A 20,841-nucleotide genomic window follows, 5' to 3' on the forward strand; every position below is an offset into this window, starting at 1 on the left:
CGCGAGCGCCGCGAGCACGCCCGCGCCGGTGCCCGCGTGGCGCTGCAGCACGATCTGGCCCAGGCTGCGCAGCAGCGTGCGCAGCGGCGCGGCGAGCCGGTCGGAGGCGGCATACGGGTGGGCGGGGGCGTGGGTCGGCATGGCGGTCGTGCGGCAAGGCGTGGGGACGTGGACGCGTGCAGGCGTGAAGACGCGCAAGCGTGAATGCGAAAGGGAACATGGCGCGCATCGCGAGCATAGGCGATGCGGTGCGGGTTGCGCATGCGCGCGCGTTGATAGTCGCTATTTGCGCGCCGATGCGCGCCGCGCGTGAGCGCGCTACGATAGCCGCAGCCGCGCACCCCGGCGCGGCGGGAGACGAGCGATGCGTGAAGTGCGTTGGGCTTCGGAGGAAGGCGAGGGCATCGAGCACCTGGCGTTCGATGCGAGCGGCGGCGCGATCCGCGTGGAAAGCGTGGTGGTCGGGCAGCGTTACGGCAAGGCCTACGGCCTGTGCTACACGGTGCAGTGCGACGCGCGATGGCGCGTGACCTACGCGGCGTTTCGCGTGATGGGCGGCGCGGCGTTCGCGATGCACGGCGACGGCCTCGGCCACTGGCGCGACGACGCGGGCCGCGCGCTCGACGCCATCGAAGGCTGCATCGACATCGATCTCGCGGCCACGCCGTTCACGAACACCTTGCCGATCCGCCGCCTCGGTCTCGCGCGCGGCGAACGGCGTCCGATCGACGTCGCGTATATCGCCGCGCCCGAACTCGAACCGAGGCGCGTCGCGCAGGCCTATGTGTGCATCGAGCCGGATCGGATCTATCGCTACGAAGGCATTTTTCGCGACTTCACGGCGGATTTGCGCATCGACGAAGACGGACTCGTGATCGACTATCCGACGCTGTTCAGGCGCTTGCCCGTGCTCTGAATTTGCCCTGAATTCGACCTGAACTCGCGTGGCGTCAGCGCGCGGGATTCTGCGTCGCGCCTTGTGCGGATTCCGCATCCGTTTGCGCGCCGCCCGTCTGCACGATATGCAGTTCGCGCGTGCGCACCGGCAGCGCGCAATGCGCGTCGGCGAGCGCCTGGCGCACCTGGCGCGAGAGCGCCCAGCGCATGTCCCAGAAGGTGTCGATGTTGGACCACGCGCGGATGTTGAGCACGACCGTGCTGTCGTCGAAACGCGTCACCATGACTTGCGGCGCGGGCGCGGCCAGCACGCGCGGATCGGCGGCGGCCAGCGCGCGCAGCGCCTCGATCGCGCGGTTCACGTCGTCGCGCACCGACACTTCCACTTCGAGGTCGAGACGGCGCGTGGGATTGCGGCTGAAATTGCGGATCGAATTGCTCCACAGCGCGCTGTTCGGCACGTATTCGCAGATGCCGTCGGGCTTCGTGAGGCGCGTCGTGAAGAGGTTCACTTCCTCGACCGTGCCCGCGACATTGCCGCCGCCGCCGTCGATATAGTCGCCCACTTTGAACGGGCGCAGCAGCAGCAACATGATGCCCGCCGCGATATTTTGCAGCGTGCCTTGCAGCGCGAGGCCGATGGCGAGACCGGCGGCGCCGAGCACCGCGACGATGCTCGCGGTCTGGATGCCCAGTTGCGACAGCGCGCCGACGATCGCGACGAGGCGCACGCCCCACAGCGCGCAATCGCGCACGATGGGACGCAGCGTGGCGTCGATGCTGCCCTGGCCCGAGAGCCATTTGCCGACGCGCCGCGAGATCCACCAGCCCGCCCACAGTATGGCGACGGCGGCGCACAGCCGCAGCGCGAGAGCGGTGAGCGCGTCCCACAGGAAACTCCAGTTGGACGGGTGAACGTGCACGAGTAGCGATTGCATGGGGGCGAGGTCCTCGAAGTCGGGCGCGGCGGTGCGTGACCGGCCGCGCAAAGAGGGCCTATTTTACGGGGCGAACCGGTTTGCTTCGTGCTTCGATGGCGCTTCGATCGCGACGCGTGCGCGTGTTGTTACGTTAGCGAACGTTAGTGCGAGTGCGCGTCAGCCTCGCGTCGCGACGATGAACAGACGCGGAAACGGCAGCAGCACGACGCCGTTATCGAACGCGGGATACGCGCGCGCGATGGCCTCGCGATAGCGCGCGGTGAACGCGGCGCGTTCTTCGTCGCTGCCGAGCGCGGCGAGGAAGGGGCGCATGGCGCTGCCCTTGAACCATTCGACCACGGCGTCCGGGCCGCCCGCGAGCGGATGATGATAAGTCGTGCGCCAGACATCGACGCGCGCACACAGCGGCGCGAGCAGCGCGTAGTAGTGGCGCGCGTCGAAACGCTCGGTGCGCGCCACGCCCGCGAGGCGCCCGGCCCACGGCGCTTCGGCGGCGATCTCGCGCAGCAGACGGTGCGCGGGTTCGTCGAGATTGTCGGGCATCTGGACCGCGAGATGGCCGCCGGGCGCGAGGCGCTGCACGAGGCGCGGAAACAGCGTGTCGTGATCGGGCAGCCATTGCAGCACGGCGTTCGCGAGTATCAGGTCGTAGCGCGGCGCGTCGCTGCCGCGCGCGCTCCATTCCGCGATATCGGCGAGTTCGAAATCGAGTTGCGGCAGACGCTCGCGCGCGGCATCGAGCATGTCCGCCGACGCATCCACGCCGCTCACTTGCGCGCTCGGCGCGCGCGCCATCAGCATTTCGGTGGAATTGCCCGGACCGCAGCCGATATCGACCGCCGTGCCGATCGTCTGCTCAGGCGCGATCGGCACGGCGGCGAGCAGGTCGCGCACGGGACGCGTGCGTTCGTCCTCGAACTGCACGTATTGCTTCGCGTAACCGTCGCGCGTGGTGGTGTTGTCCGCTGCGTTGTTCAGCATGGGCGTCTCCTGGGGAATGGATGTGGGGAGCGGGATGCGCGTATTCTGGGCGCGAACGGGAAATCAGTAAAATGAAATAAGTTCGATGATTGATTCATAAAATTGATGAAAATAGATACGCTCGGCGTGCAGGCTTTCGTCGCCATCGCGGAAGGCGGCAGTTTTCGCCAGGCCGCGCAAACGCTCAACGTCACGCAGACGGCCGTTACGCAGCGCCTGCGCAAGCTCGAAGCGCATCTCGGTGTCGTGCTGGTCGAGCGCACCACGCGTCACTGCGCGCTCACCGAAATCGGCGAACGGTTTCTGCCGCAGGCGCGCCGCCTGCTGAGCGAACTCGCCGATGCGCTCACGGAAATCCGCGAAACCGGCATGAGCCAGCGCGGCGATGTGTCGATTGCGTGCGTGCCGACCGTGGGCGTGCAATATCTGCCGCGCGTGCTGCGGCGGTTCTCGGAGATTCGTCCGCATGATCGCGTGCGCATACTCGATCATGCTTCGGCATCCGTACTATCGGCGGTGTTGCGGCGCGAGGCTGAGTTCGGCATCAGCGTGGCGGGCGGGCAGCATCCCGAGTTGAGCAGCGTGCCGCTGACCACCGATCCTTATGTGCTGGTCTGCCGCGAGGATCATCCGCTGGCGAAACGGCGGCGCGTGAAGTGGTCGGCGCTGAGCGAGCACGCGCTGATTTTCGCGGGCGAGGTGAGCGCGAATCGCGGGCTGCTCGACGTCGCGCTGGAAACGAATGGCGTGAATCTGCGCGCGTTCTACGAGGTGCAGCGCAGTTCGACGGCGCTCGGGCTTGTGGCGGAAGGGCTGGGCGCGGCGGTCGTGCCGCGCCTCGCGGTGCAGAAAGCGGCGTTTCCGATGGTGCGCGTGGTCGAGCTCGTGGAGCCTTCGGTGTCGCGCACGCTGGTGCTGGTGACGCGCAAGTCGGCGCATTTGTCGCCGGCCGCGCAGACGCTTTACGACCTGCTGCTCGCGCAGGGCGGCAAGGCGCGCTAACGCGCGGCGCGCCTTATGTGGCTGAGGTGGCTGACGTGGCGGGCGGGGTTTGCGCGCCCGCGTTGAGCGCGCGCTGCATCAGCGTCGTGTCGCGCCACTCGCCATGCTTGAATCCCACGCCGCGCAGCGTGCCGACGAGTTCGAAACCGAGGCTCGCATGCAGCGCGAGCGAGCCGCCTTTCGGGTCGGCGATCACGGCGATCATCTGCCGCCACGGGCCTTGTTCGCAACGCGCGATCAGCGCTTCGAGCAGCACGCGGCCGAGTCCGCGTCCGCGAAACGCCTCGTCGATATAGATCGAATCTTCCACGGTGTAGCGATACGCCGAGCGCGGCCGATAAGGCGTCGCGTAGCAATAACCGGCCACCTTGCCATCGATTTCGGCGACGAGCCAGGGCAAGCCTTGTTCGCGTACGGCGGCGTGGCGGCGCAGCAGGTCGTCGAGCGAGGGCGGCGTTTCCTCGAACGAGGCTGCGCCGTGCAGCACGTGATGCGCGTAGATAGCGCCGATGGCGGCAAAGTCGGCGGGCGTGGCGTCGCGCATCAGGGGCGCGGTAGGCGGTGCGTTCATGGGCGGGCGGTGCGGGTGGAGCGGGGTGGCAGGCCGCGTGGATGCGGCCAGTCTGTCCACTATGCCTTGTGCGCGCGCTGAATTGAAGCGAGTCAAAAATCGCGTAGGGGCGGCATCAACGAGGAGACCCACCGACGCACTGACGCAAGCATCGACGCACGTTTCAACCGCGCTGCGCCTGCGCGCGGTTCTGCTGCGGAGGCTTCGGCGCGGGACTGCGTCCGAAGCGCCGAGCGCCAGCCACGCAGCCGATCACGACGGCCGTGACGGCGAGCATCGCGGTCGGCACCGCTTCGTGCAGCAGCAGGGCCGCGAGCAGGAAGCCGAAGAACGGCTGCAGCAACTGCAACTGGCCGACGCCCGCGATGCCGCCGAGCGCGAGTCCGCGATACCAGAACACGAAGCCGATCAGCATGCTGAACAGCGACACATAAGCGAGCCCCCACCACGAGGCCGCGCTCACCGCCGCGAACGAAGCGGGCAGGCACCACGCCGCGAGCGGCACCATCACGGGCAGCGAGATCACGAGCGCCCAGCAGATCACCTGCCAGCCGCCGAGCCGCCGCGAGAGCCGCGCGCCTTCCGCATAGCCGAGACCGCAGACCACGATCGCGGCGAGCATCAGCGCGTCGCCGACCGGCGAGGCGTCGGCGCCATGACGCAGCGCGAACGCGACCACCGCGCCGCTGCCGAGCGCCGAGAACAGCCAGAACGCGGGCTGCGGGCGCTCGCCCGCGCGCAGCACGCCGAAGATCGCGGTCGAGAGCGGCAGCAGCCCGACGAAGACGATCGCGTGCGCCGAACTCACATGGCGCAGCGCCAGCGCCGTGAGCAGCGGAAAGCCGACCACCACGCCGAGCGCGACGATCACGAGCGGCCAGACTTCGCTGCGCTGCGGCCGCGCCGCGCGAAACAGCATCAGCAGCAGCGCGCCGAGCAGGCCGGCGAGCGTGGCGCGCGCGCCGGTGAGAAAGAGCGGATCGAGGTCGAGCACGGCCACGCGCGTGGCGGGCAGCGAGCCGCTGAAGATGAGCACGCCGGCGAGGCCGCAGAGCCAGCCGTCGGTGGTGGAGTCGAGGGTTTTGCGCATGGGGGAAGAGTGGAGAGCCAGGCCAGAGCGCCTATGCCATCTGGCCGATCATGCGCGCGCGGCCCCGAACCGGTAAGCTAAGCATCAGTACAATTTTGATGAACTGTACTGAGTACGGATCAGTACAGTTGGCGACAGTGGGGGGACGGCGGGTGGACAGCGGAGGACAGATGGAGGACACACGGCAGACAGCGGACGGCGCGCTCACGCGCGTCGAGCAGGTCATGCGGATCGTGCGCGAGCGGATCGCGTCGCGGGCGCTGGCGGCGGGTGCGCGGGTGCCGTCCATCCGCACGATGAGCGAGCAGTCGGGTGTGTCGAAATCGACCGTGGTCGAGGCTTACGAGCGGCTCGTGGCCGAAGGCGCGCTGGTCGCGCGGCGCGGTTCGGGGTTTTTCGTGGCGGGCGCGGGCGGTATGGCGGTGCCGGGTGTGCAGCCGCAGCCGCGTCTGGATCGCGAAATCGATCCGCTCTGGCTCACGCGTCAGTCGCTCGAAACCGATGCGCGCGCATTGCGCCCCGGCTGCGGCTGGCTGCCCGCTTCGTGGCTGCCGCAGGACGCGGTGCGCCGCGCGCTGCGCGCCATCGCACGCGATCCGCGCGCGCAACTGACCGACTACGCCACGCCGCTCGGCCAGCCCGCGCTGCGCCAGCATCTGTCGTGGCGGCTCGCGCAGCACGGCATCGGCGCGGAACCCGGCCAGATCGTGCTCACCGACGGCGGCAGCCAGGCGCTCGACCTGCTGTGCCGCTTTCTGCTCCAGCCCGGCGACACCGTGCTCGTCGACGACCCGTGCTATTTCAACTTTCAGGCGATGCTGCGCGTGCACGGCGCGAAGGTCGTCGGCGTGCCGTACACGCCTACCGGTCCCGATCCGGCCGCGTTCGAGCGCGTGCTCGCCGAGCATCGTCCGCGCCTCTACGTCACGAATTCGGCGATCCACAATCCCACCGGCGCGACGCTCGCGCCCGCGGTCGCGCATCGCGTGCTCAAGCTCGCCGAGGAGCACGGCCTGACCATCATCGAAGACGACATCTTCGCCGACTTCGAGACCGATCCCGCGCCGCGTCTCGCGGCCTTCGACGGGCTCGCGCGCGTGATCGCCATCGGCAGTTTTTCGAAGACGATGACGGCCGCCGCGCGCTGCGGCTATATTGCGGCGCGCGCGGACTGGATCGAACCGCTCGTCGATCTGAAGCTCGCGGTCTCGTTCGGCAACGGGGAATTGACGGCCGATCTGGTGCAGCGTCTGCTCGTCGACGGCACGTATCGGCGTTATCTGGAAGGCTTGCGCGCGCGGCTCGCCGACGCGATGGGCGACACGCTGCGCCGTCTCGCGGCGGCGGGGCTCACGGCGTGGACGCGGCCGCAGGCGGGCATGCTGTTGTGGGCGCGTTTGCCCGATGGGCTCGACGCGGCGCAGGTCGCGCGCGAGGCGCTCGCCGACGGCGTGGTGCTCGCGCCGGGCAACGTGTTCAGCGTGTCGCGCGGCGCGGGCGAGTATCTGCGTTTCAATGCTTCGCAGTGCAATCGGCCCAAGGTCTACGAGACCTTGCAGCGCGCGATGGAGCGGGCCGCATTGCAAACGTCCCCGCAATCCGCATGGGAACGCGTGGACTGAAACCAGAACGGCGCACGCGTTGCGCGTGCGCCGTTCGTTATCGCATCACAATCACGGCTCGTGACGCAGATAACCTTCCTTGCTCGGGTCGCGCATGCGCCACGAAACGAGCAGCGAAATCGCGCACAGCACGGTCACGTACCAGTAGAACGTGCTTTCGCTGCCGATCGACTTGAACCACAGCGCGACGTATTCCGCCGAGCCGCCGAAGATCGCGTTGGCGACCGCATACGAGAGGCCCACGCCCATCGCGCGCACTTCGGGCGGGAACATTTCCGCCTTGATGAGGCCGCTGATCGACGTGTAGAAACTCACGATCGCCAGCGCGATCACGATCAGCGCGAACGCGGCGAACGGGTTCGTCACGTCCTTGAGCGCGTGCATCAGCGGCACCGTGCAGAGCACCGAGAACACGCCGAACAGCAGCATCGAGTTGCGGCGGCCGATCTTGTCGGAGAACGCGCCGAACACCGGTTGCAGCAGCATGTAGACGAACAGCGCGCCCGTCATCACGTTGCTGGCGGTCTTCGCGTGCATGCCCGCCGTGTTCACCAGGTACTTCTGCATGTAGGTGGTGAACGTGTAGAAGATCAGCGAGCCGCCCGCAGTGAAACCGACCACCGTGAGGAACGCGCCCTTGTGCTGCCACACGCCGCGAATCGTGCCCGCGTTCTGCTTGTGGCGCGATTCGTTCGTCGAGGTTTCGTCGAGCGATTTACGCAGATAGAGCGAGATCAGCGCGGCGCACGCGCCCACCACGAACGGAACGCGCCAGCCCCACGCCTTCAGTTCCTCGGTCGAGAGCGTCTGTTGCAGGATCACGAGCACGAGCAGCGCGCACAATTGGCCGCCGATCAGCGTCACGTACTGGAACGAGGCGAAGAAGCCGCGCCGGCCCTTGAGCGCCACTTCGCTCATGTAGGTCGCGCTGGTGCCGTACTCGCCGCCCACCGACAAGCCCTGGAACAGGCGCGCGATCAGCAGCAACAGCGGGGCCATCGCGCCGATCTGCGCGTAGGTCGGCAGCACGGCGATCACGAGCGAGCCGCCGCACATCATCAGCACGGAGATCATCATCGCGGTGCGGCGGCCGTGGCGGTCGGCGATGCGGCCGAACAGCCAGCCGCCGATCGGGCGCATCAGGAAGCCTGCCGCGAACACGCCGGCGGTGTTCAGCAGCTGCGTCGTGGTGTTGCCGCTCGGGAAGAACGCGGGCGCGAAGTAGAGCGCGCAGAACGAGTAGATGTAGAAGTCGAACCACTCGACGAGATTGCCCGACGAGGCGCCGACAATGGCGAACACGCGTCGCCGCGTGTCGTGCGCGTCGGGCACGGCGGTCTCGGTCTTGACGTCCATGGGAGGTCTCTTTCCTGTGTAGTGCTTTTTTGAGGCGCGGCGATCGGCGAACCGCGAATCGCCGCGTACAGATGCGCGTTGCGCCTCGGGATTTTATCTAATTGTAAATATACGATGTGCAAATGTAAGGAAAACCCCAGGGTGCGGGGCGCGCGGGCAATCGGGCGCTAAGGAAAGGGACAGAGCGAAGGCGGGACGGAAGACGCGTGCGCGACGCGAGAACCGCGCCGCGCGAAGGGAAGCTAAAGGGAAAAATCAGGGATGCTTGCGCAGCGGCACGTCCCGCAGCAGCCAGGCGAGCACGAAGGCGAACACCACCACGCAGGCCGCCGAGAGATAGACCGTGTGCAGCGCGCCCGAGAACGCGTCGAGGTATTGCGCGTGCAGCGCGGGCGGCAGATGGTGGATGACGTCGGGCGTGAGCGGCTGCGGCAGTTCCACGTCGGCGGCGAGCAGCGTCGCGAGGCGCGCGTGCAGGCCGTGCGAGAACACCGCGCCGAACGCGGCCACGCCCACCGAGCCGCCGATCGAGCGGAACAGCGTCGCGCCCGAGGTCGCCACGCCCATGTGGCGGAACTCCACGGTGTTCTGCACCGCGAGGATCAGCACCTGCATCACCATGCCGAGCCCGCAGCCGAGCAGGCCCATGTAGAGATACATGCGCGTGAGCGGCGTGTCGATTTCGAGGCGCGCGAGCAGCATCATCGCCGCGGCCACGCAGGCGGTGCCGATGATCGGGAAGATGCGGTACTTGCCGATCTTGCTGATGATTCGCCCCGTGATCACCGACATCACGAGCACGCCGCCCATCATCGGCAGCATCTGCATGCCGGCCTCGGACGGCGTCGAGCCCTTCACGACCTGGAGATACAGCGGCAGGAACGTGACCGAGCCGAACAGCGACACGCCCACGATGAAGCCGATCAGGCTCGACAGCACGAAGGTGCGCTCGCGAAACAGTTCGAGCGGCATGATCGGTTCGGCGGCGTGCTTTTCCTCGTGGATGAACCCCGCGACCGCCACCACGCCGAGCGCCAGCGTGAGCCACAGCTGCGGCGAATTCCACGGCAGCAGCGAGCCGCCTTCGCTCGTGAAGAGGATCAGGCAGGTGAGCGCGGCGGCCAGCCAGCCCGCGCCCATGTAATCGATCACGTGCTTGACCTGCGCGACGCGCGGCTTGAACACGGCGCCGATCACGGCGAGCGCCACGGCGCCCAGCGGCAGGTTGATGTAGAAAATCCAGCGCCACGACAGATGCTCGACGAGAAAGCCGCCGAGCAGCGGGCCGATCACGGTGGCGAGGCCGAACACGCCGCCGAACATGCCCTGATATTTGCCGCGTTGCGCGGGCGGAATGACGTCGCCGATCGCGGCCATCGTCACGACCATCAGGCCGCCGCCGCCGATCCCCTGCAACGCGCGCAAGGCGATCAGCTGCGGCATGTTCTGCGCCATGCCGCAGAGCGCCGACCCCGCCAGAAAGATGACGATGGCGGCCTGAAGCACGATCTTGCGGCCGAACAGGTCGCCGAATTTGCCGTACAGCGGCACGACGATCGTGGACGTCAGCAGGTAGGCCGTGACCACCCACGACAGCCGGTCGAGCCCGCCCAATTCGCCGACGATGGTCGGCAGCGCCGTCGACACGATGGTCTGGTCGAGCGCCGCGAGCAGCATGACGAGCAGCAGCGCGGGAAACAGCAGCCGGATCGGCGGATGGCCGCCGGTCTGGTCGGCCGGCCCGGCGGCGAGGTGTTGCGCAGTGGAGTCCATGGGAGGTCTCGCGTCCTTCATCGCGGTTTTCATGATCGGGATCGATCTTGAAATTAATTAACTTGAAGATTAATATTAGGGCAATTCTGAAGCCCGGTCAAAGTCGGATTCGTAACCGCTGCGTTACCGATGGTTTCGCGTCCTGCTCTTAAGACGATCCGCGCGCTCGTGTATTGTTCGCGTGGGCCCGATTTTTCGAATCACCATGACTACTGTTGACACTGCGGTTGACACTGCGCCGGAAGCGGCGCCGCCGAAAGGCGCGAAGGAGACGAAGGGACTGACGGGCGCGAAGCGGCCGGGCCGTCCGAGCGGCGGCGCGGGCGGCGCCGGGCAGCGCGAGCGCCTGATCGTCGCAGCGCTCGCGCTGTTCGCGCGCCAGGGCATCCTCGACACCACGCTCGCCGCCATCGCACGCGAGGCGGGCGTCACGCCCGCGATGGTGCACTACTACTTCAAGACGCGCGATCAACTGATCGACGTGCTGATCGACGAGCGTTTCGTGCCGCTGCGCACCGCGCTCGGCGGCTCGTTCGAGCAGCATCCCGACGATCCGCTCGCCGCGCTCACCGAACTGACGCGGCGTTTCGTCGAGGTGGGGCAGGCGCATCCGTGGTTCGCGCCGCTGTGGGTGCGCGAGGTGATCAGCGAGGGCGGGCTGCTGCGCCAGCGCATGCACGAGCGCTTCGGCCACGACAACCAGCGCGCGGCGCACGCGGCGATCGAGCGCTGGCAGCGCGAAGGCAAGCTCAACGCCGATCTGGAGCCGTCGCTGCTGTTCCAGTCGCTGCTCGGGCTCACGCTGCTGCCGCTCGCCACCGCGCCGGTCTGGCGCAACGCGCCCGTGCCGCATCGCATCGGCGCCGAGGAAATCGCGCGCCACGCCGTTGCGCTCATCACCCGAGGCATACGGCCTGCTTAGTACGGCCTGCTTGGTACGGCCTGCTTGGTACGGCTTGCTTAGGTCGCTAGCCTCGCGGCTTCGATCGCGCGCATTGCAGGTCCGGCGCGCGTTCAGCGCACGTTCAGCGCACATTTGGCCCGCTTGGCGCGCCGCCGCGCGTGGTACGCTGCGGCACCCGAGCGCCGCCTGGCCAGAACGCATCGCACGCAGGTGCGCAAAGCGGCCGGACGGCGCGGCACGTCACACGTTCGAGGTCCGGTTGACCGCTAAAAAATCCACTCCCGCGCCCGTCATCGCCTGGTTTCGCGACGATCTGCGTCTCGCCGACCAGCCCGCACTCGCCGCCGCCGCCGAGACCGGCCAGCCGCTGATCTGCCTCTATATCCACGATCCCGATGCCGCGGGCGAACGCGCGCCCGGCGGCGCGCTGCGCTGGTGGCTGCACGTGTCGCTGCACGCGCTCGACGCATCGCTGCGCGAGCGCGGCGGGCGGCTCGTGATCCTGCAAGGCCCCGAGGCCGACACGCTCGAAGCGTTTGTCGAAGCGAGCGGCGCGACCGGCGTGTTCTGGAACCGCCGCTACGGCGCCCACGAGCGCGAATCGGACGCGGCGCTCAAGACGCGTCTGCGCGAGCGCGGCCTGACCGCCGAAAGCTTCAACGGCGCGCTGCTCGCCGAACCGTGGACGGTGCTCAATCAGTCCGGCGAGCCGTTCCAGGTGTTCACCGCTTACTGGCGCGCGTGCCGCCGCATCGGCGATCCGCCGCCGCCCGCGCCCGAGCCGGATCGGCTGAATTTTCAATCGCTACCGGCACGTCTTACCCAGTGCGCATCGAAACTCGACGATCTCGGTCTCTCGCCGCGCAAGCCCGACTGGGCGGGCGGCATGCGCGAGGCGTGGCCCGCCGGCGAAGAGGCCGCGATCGAGCGTCTGAACGCGTTCCTCGGCACCGATTTCGAGGCCTACGCGGAGGAGCGCGACGCGCCGTCCCACGCGGCCACGAGCCGTTTGTCGCCGTATCTGCGCGTGGGCGCGATCTCGCCGCGCCAGGCGTTCGCAGCGCTCAAGGCCGCCGAGCATGGCGTGAAAAAGGGTTCGAAGACGGGGTCGCCCGCGCGCCGCGCCGAAAGCGCCGAAAAGTTCGCGAGCGAACTGGGCTGGCGGGAGTTCTGTTACTACCAGCGCTTTCACTGGCCCGATCTCGCCGAGCGCAATCTGCGCACGCATTTCGACGCGATGCCGTGGCGCCGCGACGCCAGGGCGCTGCGCGCGTGGCAGCGCGGCCTGACCGGCTATCCGCTCGTCGATGCCGGGATGCGCGAGCTGTGGCACACGGGCTGGATGCACAATCGCGTGCGCATGGTGGTGGCGTCGTTCGTCGCCAAGCATCTGCTGCTCGACTGGCGCGAGGGCGAGCAGTGGTTCTGGGACACGCTCGTCGATGCCGATTCGGCCAGCAATCCCGCCAACTGGCAGTGGGTGGCCGGTTCGGGCATGGATGCGGCGCCGTATTTCCGCATCTTCAATCCGGTGCTGCAGGGCCAGAAGTTCGATCCGCGCGGCGCTTATGTGCGCCAGTGGGTGCCCGAACTGGCGAAGCTGCCCGACAACGCGATCCATCAGCCCTGGAAGGCCAGCGCGGCCCAGCTCGAAGCGGCGGGCGTGCGCCTGGGCACCGACTATCCGCTGCCCGTGGTCGAACATGATGTGGCGCGCGCGCGGGCGCTGGAGGCGTTCGCGAAGACCGGGAAATCGGGCGCGAAGGCTGCACCGGGCAGGGGCAAAGCCGCACAGGAATCGTCGGAATGAGGGCGCTGCGAGGGCAGAGGCGAGCGCCGATGAGCGTGCGACGCGCGGACATGCTCCGCCATCTACGCGCTCTGGCGAGCCCGCGCAAAGCCCGCCGTAAGCGCCTGCAAGGCGGCGCGGCGCGCTTGTCATCTGCGTGACCTCGCAAGGGTCTATTGTGCGCGGCGCAGTGAACCCGCGGCATCAATATTGCTCTATATGGGCGGCCTCGGGATCTCTCCGGGGCGCAGTGCCCGCAACGCGACGCGCGCCGGCTACCCGCCGGCGCACCTCGCGAAACAGACAGAACGGCATTCAAGCAAAGACAATGAACGCAGTACACAAACTCGACCAGACGACCATCGTGCTGGTCGAAGACGACCCGCAAAGCCGGGACTCGCTCGCCTCGCTGCTGGAGGCCGAAGGAGCCCGCGTCGTTGCGGTGGAGGACGCCGAAACCGGTGTCGAAGCGGCGATCAGGCTGCTTCCCGACGCAGTGGTCTGCGATCTCGATTTGCCCGCGATGGACGGCTTTTATCTGATTCAGCGTCTGCGCGACCACGAGATACGCGGCGATCACGCGCCGGCCGTCGCGGTGGCGCTCACGGGCCACACCGACGAAAGCTGGCGTTTGCGCAGCATCGGCGAAGGCTTCCAGCACTTCATGACCAAGCCGGCCAAGCCGGAAGCGCTGGTCGCGTTGCTCAGCGACGCGATCGACGCGCGCCATTCGTCCTTCTGAGCGTATCGTGCGGCGGCCCGGGCCGATGAGGACCGGGCGCGCCGCTCGCACGCGACATGCCACGCGGCCCACGCGCCGCGAGCGGCCGCGTGCGCGCCAGGCGCGGCGGTTCAGCCCGCTGCGGCCCTTGCGTTCGAACCCTCTATGCGTGAAATGCGCCGATGCGCGACGGCACCGGCGTGAAGCCCCGGCTCGCGCCAAGGAATGCGCTCAGGAATGCGCTCAGGAATGCGCGGCGGTTTCCGTCGACGACGTGGATGAGGACGCGGACGCCTCGGCGGCCTGGCATTGCGCGCAGACGCCCTTGAGTTCGATGCCGTCGCCCGAAAGCCGGTAGCCCGCCGCCTCGATCTGCGCGACCAGCGCCTGGCGCAGCTTGGGCTCGTGCAGTTCGGTGACGTTGCCGCATTGCTGGCAGACCACGAGGATGCCGTGCTGGCATTGCGTGAGGTCGTGGCAGACGGCGAACGCGTTGATCGATTCGATGCGGTGAATCAGGCCCGCCGACAGCAGAAAGTCGAGCGCGCGATACACCGTGGGCGGCGCCGATCCCGGATGGATCTGGCGCATTTCGTCGAGCAGCGAATAGGCCTTGGTCGCGCGGCCCGAGGCGAGCAGCAGTTCGAGCACCTTGCGGCGGATCGGCGTGAGCTTTTCGCCGCGCTCGCGGCAATAGGCTTCGGCCATTTCGAGCGCGGTGTCGAGCGATGCGCCGTCCGGGGCATGACGATGAGCGTGCGCCGCGTGGGCGTGGTCATCTGCGTGGGCATGCGCGTGATCGTGCGGCGCATGGGCCTCGTGGGCCTCGTGCGTGTGAGGCGCCGCGCTTTCCGGGGACGGTTTTGCTGTCTTCATGCTGCGATTATACGGGGCGCGCCGCGCGCGCGCCCGGCCTGGCGCCGGAGCCCACGCGCGGCGCGGCCATCAGGTCAGCGGCAAGTCGATGTACTTGCGGAAGCCCTGACGCTGCGCGAGCCGCTGATACCAGCGTTCGAGGTTCGGCAGCGCGGGCCGCTCGATGCCTTCGAGACCGAACCAGCGCCGCGCGAACGACCCGAGCACGATGTCGGCGAGCGAGAAGCGGTCGTTCTCCAGAAAGAAGCGGCCTTGCAGATGGCGGTCGAGCAGCGTCCACTGCGCGGCCACGTTCTCCAGGTCGGCGGCGATCTGCGCGGCGTCGCGCTTCTCGGCGGGCGTGCGCACGAGCGCGAGGAACAGCGGCCGTTCGGCGGGCGCGAGCGTGCCGATCGACCAGTCGAGCCAGCGCTCGATGCCGGCGCGCACTTTCGGCTCGGTCGGGTAGAGCAGGCTCGACGGACCGTATTCCATCGCCAGATAGCGCAGGATCGCGTTCGATTCCCACAGCACGAAATGGCCGTCGACGAGCGTCGGCACCTTGCCGTTCGGATTCATCGCCAGATAGGCGGGCTCGTCGAGACGGCCGAACTTGCCGCCCGCCTCGACGCGCTCGAACGGCAGCACGAGTTCGTCGCAGCACCACAGGACTTTCTGGACGTTCACCGAATTGGCGCGTCCCCAGATCTTGATCATCTGGATCACTCTCCTTTTGTAGCGTGAATTGCAGCGTGAAAAACGTCGCGCGCGACGCGAATCCGGCCGCGCGCTGCGCGGGCCGCGTGGCGTCGCGCATGACGTAGCGCATTACGTAGAATAGCCGCTGCACAACGTGACGAGAATCGCATATGGCCCGGATTGTCCCCGACGACTGGCAGCATCTCGAAGCCACTGGCGCCGCCGCGCGCGAACGCGAGACGCTCGCGCTTCTCGAACGCGGCCTGCCGGCGGGCTACACCGTCTATCACGGCGTGCACTGGACGCGCCTCGCCGAAGGTTTTTCGGTGTTCGGCGAAGCCGATTTCGCGATCGTCAGCCCGTCGGGGCGCGTGATGATCGTCGAGCAGAAAACCGGCTTTTTGCGCGAGACGAAAGACGGGCTCGTGAAAGCGTACATGCAGACCGAGCGCAACGTCGCGGTCGCGCTCGCGCGCACCATGGAAGGGCTGCACCGGCGCTTCACGGCGGCCTTCGGCGCGGGCACCTATCACCTCGAAGAACTCTTTTATTGCCCCGATCACGTGGTGCGCGATCCGGCGATCGCGGGCGTGAATCCCGCGCGCATCGTCGATGCCACGCGCAAGGCGCAGCTCGCGGCGATCATCCGCGAGGCGCTGCCCGCCGACGAACCGCGTCTGCCGAGCGCCGCCAAGGTCCACCATTTTCTCGCCGACGAACTCGCGCTCATGCCCGACGCGAGCGCGCTCGTCGGCGCGGCGGGCACGCTCGTCACGCGGCTCGCGGGCGGGCTCGCCACCTGGGCGCGGCGGCTGGAGTTCGCGCCGTTCCGGCTGCGCGTGATCGGCACGGCGGGCTCGGGCAAGACGCAGCTCGCGCTCCAGGTGATGCAGGACGCGCTCGCGCGCGGCCAGCGCACGCTCTACGTGTGCTTCAACCGGCCGCTCGCGGATCACATCGCGAAAGTCGCGCCGCCCGAGGTGAAGGTGGCGAACTATCACCAGCTGTGCGACTGGGTCGCGCGCGACGGCGGCCACGTGCCCGATTTCGAAGGCGCGAACGTGTTCGAGGCGCTGGAGCAGCGCTTCGCGCAGACGCCGATCGACGCGCGCTGGCAGTTCGACGTCGTGATCGTCGACGAAGGGCAGGATTTTCAGCAGGCGTGGGTCGAGGCGCTCGCGCGGCTGCTGCGGCCCGGCGCGGCGTGGTGGTGGCTCGAAGATCCGCTGCAGAACCTCTACGTGCGCGAGCCGGTCGCGCTGCCGGGCTGGACGGTGCTGCGCGAGACCACGAACTATCGCAGTCCGCGCGACATTCTCGCGTTCCTTCGCGACGTGGCGGGCGCGACCGTGCCCGCGCTCGCCGGGCTCTCGGCGGCCAGTCCGTTCGGGGGATCGGAGGTGACGGTGTTCGCGTGGGATGAACAGGAGGACGCGGGCGGCGGCGAATCGACCGTGGTCGCGGCGACGCGGCGCGCGGTCACGCAGGCGCTGGCGCTCGGCTTTCGCAAGCAGGACATCGTCGTGCTGTCGTTCCGCGGGCGCGAGCACTCGCATTTCACGGCGCTCGATCATCTGGGGCCGCATCGGCTGCGCAGCTTCACGGGCGAGTACGACCTGTTCGGCGTGCCGCAGTATCGCGACGGCGACCTGCTGCTCGACTCGATCTATCGCTTCAAGGGGCAGGCGGCGCCGTGCGTGATTCTCACCGACGTCGATTTCGACACGCTCGACGAACGCGCGGTGCGCAAGCTGTTCGTCGGCGCGACGCGCGCGACCATGAAGCTGATCGTGGTGGCGTCGCCGCACGCGGCGCGACTGCTCGGCCACGAGCCGGTCGCGCCCGCGATCAGGGCGGGCAAGGAAGGCTGACCCCCGCTCAACCCCACGCCGACGCGCCGATCAGCGTGCCGCTGCGCGCCTGGGCGTTCCACCAGATCACGCGCAGCAGCGGCGCGCGCTGGGCGATGAAGATCGCCTGCACCGGATCGCTCTCGATGAAATGCGTGACGCCGCAGCGCACGGCCGCCGCCGCCTTGTGCGTGGCCGCGCCTTGCGCCGACTCGTCGTGCTCGCCGGGCGCGCGCATCACCAGCTCCAGGTGGCCGAAGCCGTGGCGGTCGAGCCACGCCTGGGTGCGCTCGCGGTCGAGTTCGGGCCGACCCGTGATGATCGCGCGCGCGTGCTTGAGGTCGATGTCGGGAATGCGCTCGAACGGCACCAGCGCGTCGCGTTCGGCAAGCGCGCCGTCGAGATCCTCGTCGTAGCGCGCGAGCGGAATGTCGGGCAGCAGGATGCCGTCGAGATCGATCGCGTAGACCGCGTATTCGTGGTCGTCGGCCATGCGCGAGCCTTCGCTCGCGCCCTCGCGGACCCAGTCGGCGCGATAGCGGTCGGTGTAGGCCTGGCGCTCCCACGGAAACAGCGCGAAATAGCCGCTCGCGTCGATCGAATAGTCGGGGCGCAGGCGCGAGAGGTCGTCGTAGGCGCCCGTGAGCGTGCGCACCTGCAAGCCGTGCTCGCGCAGGAACGCGATGCAGTCGACGAGCGTATGGCCGCGTCCGGCGATGTCCTCGCAGACGAGCACCTTCGAGCCCGGTTCGGGCATCGGCAGCGTGGAATCCCAGCGCACTTCGCGCGTCTCGCGCGTGTAGCGCAGGAACGCGACGCCCGCGCCGGTTGCGTGCGAAACCATCAGCGCGAGCGGCGCGCCGCCGCGCAGGATGCCCACGACACAGGCGAAATTTTCTTCGACCAGAAGCGGTTGCAGCGATTCGACCCACTGGTCGAGCTGTTCGTAGGTGAGCGGAACGACGGGTTTGTTCATGTGAGCGAAGCGGCGCTTGAAGCGGCAGGTGAGGCGGCCTGTTGCGAACCGTTGCGGGCCGCTGCGGCCAGTTCGGCGACGTTGCGATCCGTTACGGGGGCACTCGCGCGCGTAAAGCCATAAAAGCAGGCGCAAAAGCGGGCGAGCGATCCGAACAAGCCGACTATTGTCGGGTCAATGTTTGACGATATTATGCCTATGCTTGCCGGCCCATGCAGACCGGCGGCGCGCGCCAGCGCACCACACGACCAGATGACGATTCGATGCGCCAGGGGGCCCGAGCAGATGCAGTATCCCGATGACCGGCTGAAGTCCCGGCACGATGCGGTGCAAGACGAGTTGCCGAGCGACTTCGAGGACGGCCCGCAAGCCGCGCCTGGATCCGCGCGGCCCGCGAACCGCGCGCGCCGCCGCTTCGCCACCGGGCTCGCGGCCACGCTGGCGGCCGCCGCACTGCCGCTGCGGCCCGCGTTCGCCGCATCCGGCGGCGGTCTCGCGCTCGACGTGAACGGCCAGGTGCGCGTCACCAACAACGCGGCGCACACGGCCTATCACTTCAGCGAGCAGCAGTTGCTCGCGCTGCCCGTGCACGCGATTTCGACGGCCACGACCTGGACGCCGCGCTCGACCTTCACGGGCCCGCTGCTCGCCGACGTGCTCAAGACCGTCGGCGCTTACGGCAGCCAGATCGAAATCCACACCATCGACGACTACACCTGCGTCGTGCCGGTCGCCGACGCGAGCCGCTACGGCGTGGTGCTGGCCTACGCGATGAACGGCAAGCGCCTGAAAGTGAGCGACTTCGGCCCGCTGTTCCTGATCTATCCGCGCGACCAGTTCCCGCTCGAACTCGACGGCGCGGCCGGCGACGCCAAGTTCGCCTGGCAGATCGTCTCGATGACCATCAAGTCCTAAGTTCCGCCATGCAACGCCCGCTGCGCCGCCTGCTGCACGTGCTGATCTGGGTCGTCGCGCTCGCGCCGCCCGTGGCGGCGGTCGGCTATCTGCTCTACGCGAACCTGCTCAATCCGCAGGTCGTGCAGCGTCTCACCGGCAACTACGACGGCCTCTACTGGGACGCCGCGCAGATGCAGCTCGCCTTTTCGCGCTTCGAAAGCCAGTTGCTGATCTACGCCGACGGCATCGACCGCGATATCGACAAGGTGCGGCTGCGCTACGAAGTCCTGCAATCGAAGCTCAACGTGATGAAGGGCTCGACGCGCTCGCTCGCGGCCACGCCGGGGCTGATGAAGCGTCAGGAGGACGATCTCAACGCGATCGACGCGACCATCGCGACCTTCGACAGCGAAATCGCCACGCTGCCCGAGCATCCCGAGCGCGCCGTGCCGATGCTGGAGGCGCTCGACGCGCGCTGGAGCGCCGTCACCGATCTCGCGCTGAACCGCCGTTTCGCCGACGTGACCGAGCGCGAGGCGATCCGCCGCGACTTCATCGCCAAGCGCCGCGAGCTGTTCGCGGCGGGCCTCGTGCTGCTCGTGCTGTCGGCGGCGGCCGCCGCGCTGCTCGTCATGAACGGCTACCGGCGCACGCGCCTGATCCGGCAGCAGCACGCCGCGCTCGAAGCCGAGCATCAGGCGACCCGCGCCGCGCGCGAGGCGAGCATGGCGAAGGACGCGTTCCTCGGCATGATCAGCCACGAGTTGCGCACGCCGCTGCACGCGATCGTCTCGTCGATCGAACTGCTCGGCTTCAACTCGCATTCGGAGGCAGACCGCAAGGTGATTGGGCGGCTCGAAACCGCTGCGCGCCAGCTCGAAGCGCAGATGAAGGACCTCACCGACTACGCGCGGCTCGGCGCGGGCAAGCTCGAACTGCGCCCGGAAGAGTTCGATCCGCGCGACCTGCTGCAATCGATCGTCGACGAAAACGAACAGGCCGCGCACGCCCGCGGCCTGAGCTTCGCGCACGCGTGGCGCGGCGCGCCGCGCGGCGTGCTGGCCGATCCGCACCGCATCCGCCAGATCGCCAACAACCTCGTCACCAACGCGATCCGCTATACCGAGCGCGGTTCGGTGAGCATCGAGTTCGCGCTCAGCGGGCCGGCGCCGGGCGTGCTGCCGCGCGCCACCACGGCGCCCGCGCAGACGTTGTCGATCATCGTCAGCGACACCGGGCCGGGCGTGGCGGCGGCGCAGATTCCGCTGATCTTCAAGGAGTTCACGCAGCTCGACACGTCGCGCTCGCGGCGTTACGAGGGCGCGGGCATGGGGCTCGCGATCGTGCGCGGGCTGGTCGAGCTGTTCGGCGGGCGTATCGATACCGACAGCCGCGTGGGCGAGGGCACGACCTTCACGGTGACGATTCCGGTCGCCGCGATCGAGCCGCCCGTCGCCGGTCCCGAGACGCAGCCGATGCAGGCGCTGTGGGCGCCGCCGCAGGTGATGGTGGTGGACGACAACCCGCTGGTGCGCGAGTCGCTCTGCGAGATGGTGGCGCACATGGGCTACGCGGCGCGCTCGGCCAGCGACACCGACAGCGCGCTCGCGCTGCTCGGCGAATCGCACTGCGACGTGGTGCTGCTCGATCTGCACATGCCAGGCCGCGACGGCTACGCGTTTCTCGCCGGTCTGGAGGCGCGCAAGAGCGTGGGGCTGACGGCGGCGCCGCGCGTGATCGCCGTGAGCGCCGACGTCGCCGCGCTGGCGAGCCTGGCCGCCGAGGGCGAAAGCCGCTTTTTCGAGGCGCTGGCCAAGCCGCTGCACTACGAAGTGCTGCGCGCGGCGCTACAGCGCGCGCTCAGCGCGCCGCGCGAGGCGCAGATTCAGGGGTAGCAGCGAAGGCTTCGAGCCGGGC

The 20,841-nt window shown here is 68.4% G+C and carries 18 protein-coding genes and 1 pseudogene; 9 read left to right on the forward strand and 10 right to left on the reverse strand.

Translation table 11 applies throughout. From position 1 onward, the window contains the following. Positions 1 to 141 (reverse strand): annotated as a pseudogene (locus LDO54_RS29080) (urea transporter); the annotation flags it as partial. A 223-nt stretch (positions 142 to 364) separates the two neighbouring features. On the opposite strand from LDO54_RS29080, the gene LDO54_RS29085 reads away from it, so the two are divergent. Continuing rightward, a complete protein-coding gene (locus tag LDO54_RS29085) occupies positions 365 to 916 on the forward strand; it encodes a putative glycolipid-binding domain-containing protein (protein ID WP_224014530.1) in 552 nt (183 codons plus the stop codon). Positions 917 to 950: 34 nt separating this feature from the next. On the opposite strand, the gene LDO54_RS29090 is transcribed toward LDO54_RS29085, so the two are convergent. Next, on the reverse strand, positions 951 to 1,835 hold the full coding sequence (locus LDO54_RS29090; RefSeq protein ID WP_224014532.1) for a mechanosensitive ion channel family protein: 885 nt from the start codon (positions 1,833 to 1,835) through the stop codon (positions 951 to 953). A gap of 159 nt (positions 1,836 to 1,994) precedes the next feature. Next, entirely contained in the window at positions 1,995 to 2,819 is an 825-nt protein-coding gene (gene tam, locus LDO54_RS29095; protein ID WP_224014534.1) for a trans-aconitate 2-methyltransferase, read from the reverse strand. 105 nt (positions 2,820 to 2,924) lie between these two features. On the opposite strand from tam, the gene LDO54_RS29100 reads away from it, so the two are divergent. Further along, positions 2,925 to 3,821, forward strand: a complete 897-nt coding sequence (locus LDO54_RS29100) for a LysR family transcriptional regulator (RefSeq protein ID WP_224014535.1) — start codon at positions 2,925 to 2,927, stop codon at positions 3,819 to 3,821. 13 nt (positions 3,822 to 3,834) lie between these two features. On the opposite strand, the gene LDO54_RS29105 is transcribed toward LDO54_RS29100, so the two are convergent. Then, complete coding sequence (locus tag LDO54_RS29105) at positions 3,835 to 4,392, reverse strand: GNAT family N-acetyltransferase (protein ID WP_224014537.1); 558 nt, start codon at positions 4,390 to 4,392, stop codon at positions 3,835 to 3,837. A gap of 163 nt (positions 4,393 to 4,555) precedes the next feature. Continuing rightward, on the reverse strand, positions 4,556 to 5,482 hold the full coding sequence (locus LDO54_RS29110) for a DMT family transporter (RefSeq protein WP_224014539.1): 927 nt from the start codon (positions 5,480 to 5,482) through the stop codon (positions 4,556 to 4,558). Positions 5,483 to 5,652: 170 nt separating this feature from the next. On the opposite strand from LDO54_RS29110, the gene LDO54_RS29115 reads away from it, so the two are divergent. Next, complete coding sequence (locus LDO54_RS29115; protein ID WP_224014541.1) at positions 5,653 to 7,104, forward strand: PLP-dependent aminotransferase family protein; 1,452 nt, start codon at positions 5,653 to 5,655, stop codon at positions 7,102 to 7,104. 51 nt (positions 7,105 to 7,155) lie between these two features. Here LDO54_RS29115 and LDO54_RS29120 read toward each other — a convergent pair whose 3' ends face one another. After that, the gene (locus LDO54_RS29120) at positions 7,156 to 8,460 is read right to left on the reverse strand and encodes an MFS family transporter (protein WP_224014543.1); all 1,305 of its coding nucleotides are present in this window, start codon (positions 8,458 to 8,460) and stop codon (positions 7,156 to 7,158) included. Positions 8,461 to 8,715: 255 nt separating this feature from the next. Continuing rightward, a complete protein-coding gene (locus tag LDO54_RS29125; RefSeq protein ID WP_224014544.1) occupies positions 8,716 to 10,233 on the reverse strand; it encodes an MDR family MFS transporter in 1,518 nt (505 codons plus the stop codon). A 205-nt stretch (positions 10,234 to 10,438) separates the two neighbouring features. On the opposite strand from LDO54_RS29125, the gene LDO54_RS29130 reads away from it, so the two are divergent. The 3 genes from LDO54_RS29130 to LDO54_RS29140 all read left to right on the forward strand — a co-directional run bounded on the left by LDO54_RS29130 (position 10,439) and on the right by LDO54_RS29140 (position 13,668). Then, positions 10,439 to 11,155 (forward strand): TetR/AcrR family transcriptional regulator, encoded by a 717-nt coding sequence (locus LDO54_RS29130; protein ID WP_224014546.1) that lies wholly within the window; start codon positions 10,439 to 10,441, stop codon positions 11,153 to 11,155. A gap of 241 nt (positions 11,156 to 11,396) precedes the next feature. After that, on the forward strand, positions 11,397 to 12,947 hold the full coding sequence (locus tag LDO54_RS29135) for a cryptochrome/photolyase family protein (RefSeq protein WP_224014548.1): 1,551 nt from the start codon (positions 11,397 to 11,399) through the stop codon (positions 12,945 to 12,947). 307 nt (positions 12,948 to 13,254) lie between these two features. Then, a complete protein-coding gene (locus tag LDO54_RS29140; RefSeq protein WP_224014550.1) occupies positions 13,255 to 13,668 on the forward strand; it encodes a response regulator in 414 nt (137 codons plus the stop codon). Positions 13,669 to 13,890: 222 nt separating this feature from the next. Here LDO54_RS29140 and LDO54_RS29145 read toward each other — a convergent pair whose 3' ends face one another. Together LDO54_RS29145 and LDO54_RS29150 are read right to left on the reverse strand one after the other, a co-directional pair. Continuing rightward, positions 13,891 to 14,523 carry a Fur family transcriptional regulator gene (locus tag LDO54_RS29145; protein ID WP_224014552.1) on the reverse strand — a complete coding sequence of 211 codons (633 nt, stop codon included), beginning with the start codon at positions 14,521 to 14,523 and terminating at the stop codon, positions 13,891 to 13,893. Positions 14,524 to 14,592: 69 nt separating this feature from the next. Then, positions 14,593 to 15,219, reverse strand: coding sequence for a glutathione S-transferase family protein (locus LDO54_RS29150; RefSeq protein ID WP_224014553.1), 627 nt, complete (start codon positions 15,217 to 15,219; stop codon positions 14,593 to 14,595). A gap of 152 nt (positions 15,220 to 15,371) precedes the next feature. Between LDO54_RS29150 and LDO54_RS29155 the strand changes: the two genes are divergently transcribed. Next, positions 15,372 to 17,072 (forward strand): ATP-binding domain-containing protein, encoded by a 1,701-nt coding sequence (locus LDO54_RS29155; RefSeq protein ID WP_224014555.1) that lies wholly within the window; start codon positions 15,372 to 15,374, stop codon positions 17,070 to 17,072. A 7-nt stretch (positions 17,073 to 17,079) separates the two neighbouring features. Here LDO54_RS29155 and LDO54_RS29160 read toward each other — a convergent pair whose 3' ends face one another. Next, positions 17,080 to 18,027: a phosphoribosyltransferase gene (locus tag LDO54_RS29160; protein ID WP_224014557.1), complete on the reverse strand. Its 948-nt coding sequence runs from the start codon at positions 18,025 to 18,027 to the stop codon at positions 17,080 to 17,082. Positions 18,028 to 18,312: 285 nt separating this feature from the next. On the opposite strand from LDO54_RS29160, the gene LDO54_RS29165 reads away from it, so the two are divergent. Both LDO54_RS29165 and LDO54_RS29170 read left to right on the forward strand, forming a co-directional pair. Beyond that, positions 18,313 to 18,942 carry a molybdopterin-dependent oxidoreductase gene (locus LDO54_RS29165; protein WP_224014559.1) on the forward strand — a complete coding sequence of 210 codons (630 nt, stop codon included), beginning with the start codon at positions 18,313 to 18,315 and terminating at the stop codon, positions 18,940 to 18,942. A gap of 8 nt (positions 18,943 to 18,950) precedes the next feature. Then, complete coding sequence (locus LDO54_RS29170; RefSeq protein ID WP_224014560.1) at positions 18,951 to 20,819, forward strand: ATP-binding response regulator; 1,869 nt, start codon at positions 18,951 to 18,953, stop codon at positions 20,817 to 20,819. Positions 20,820 to 20,841 lie beyond the last annotated feature (22 nt).

The sequence above is a fragment of the Paraburkholderia tropica genome (assembly GCF_914484835.1).
Classification (GTDB): domain Bacteria; phylum Pseudomonadota; class Gammaproteobacteria; order Burkholderiales; family Burkholderiaceae; genus Paraburkholderia; species Paraburkholderia tropica_A.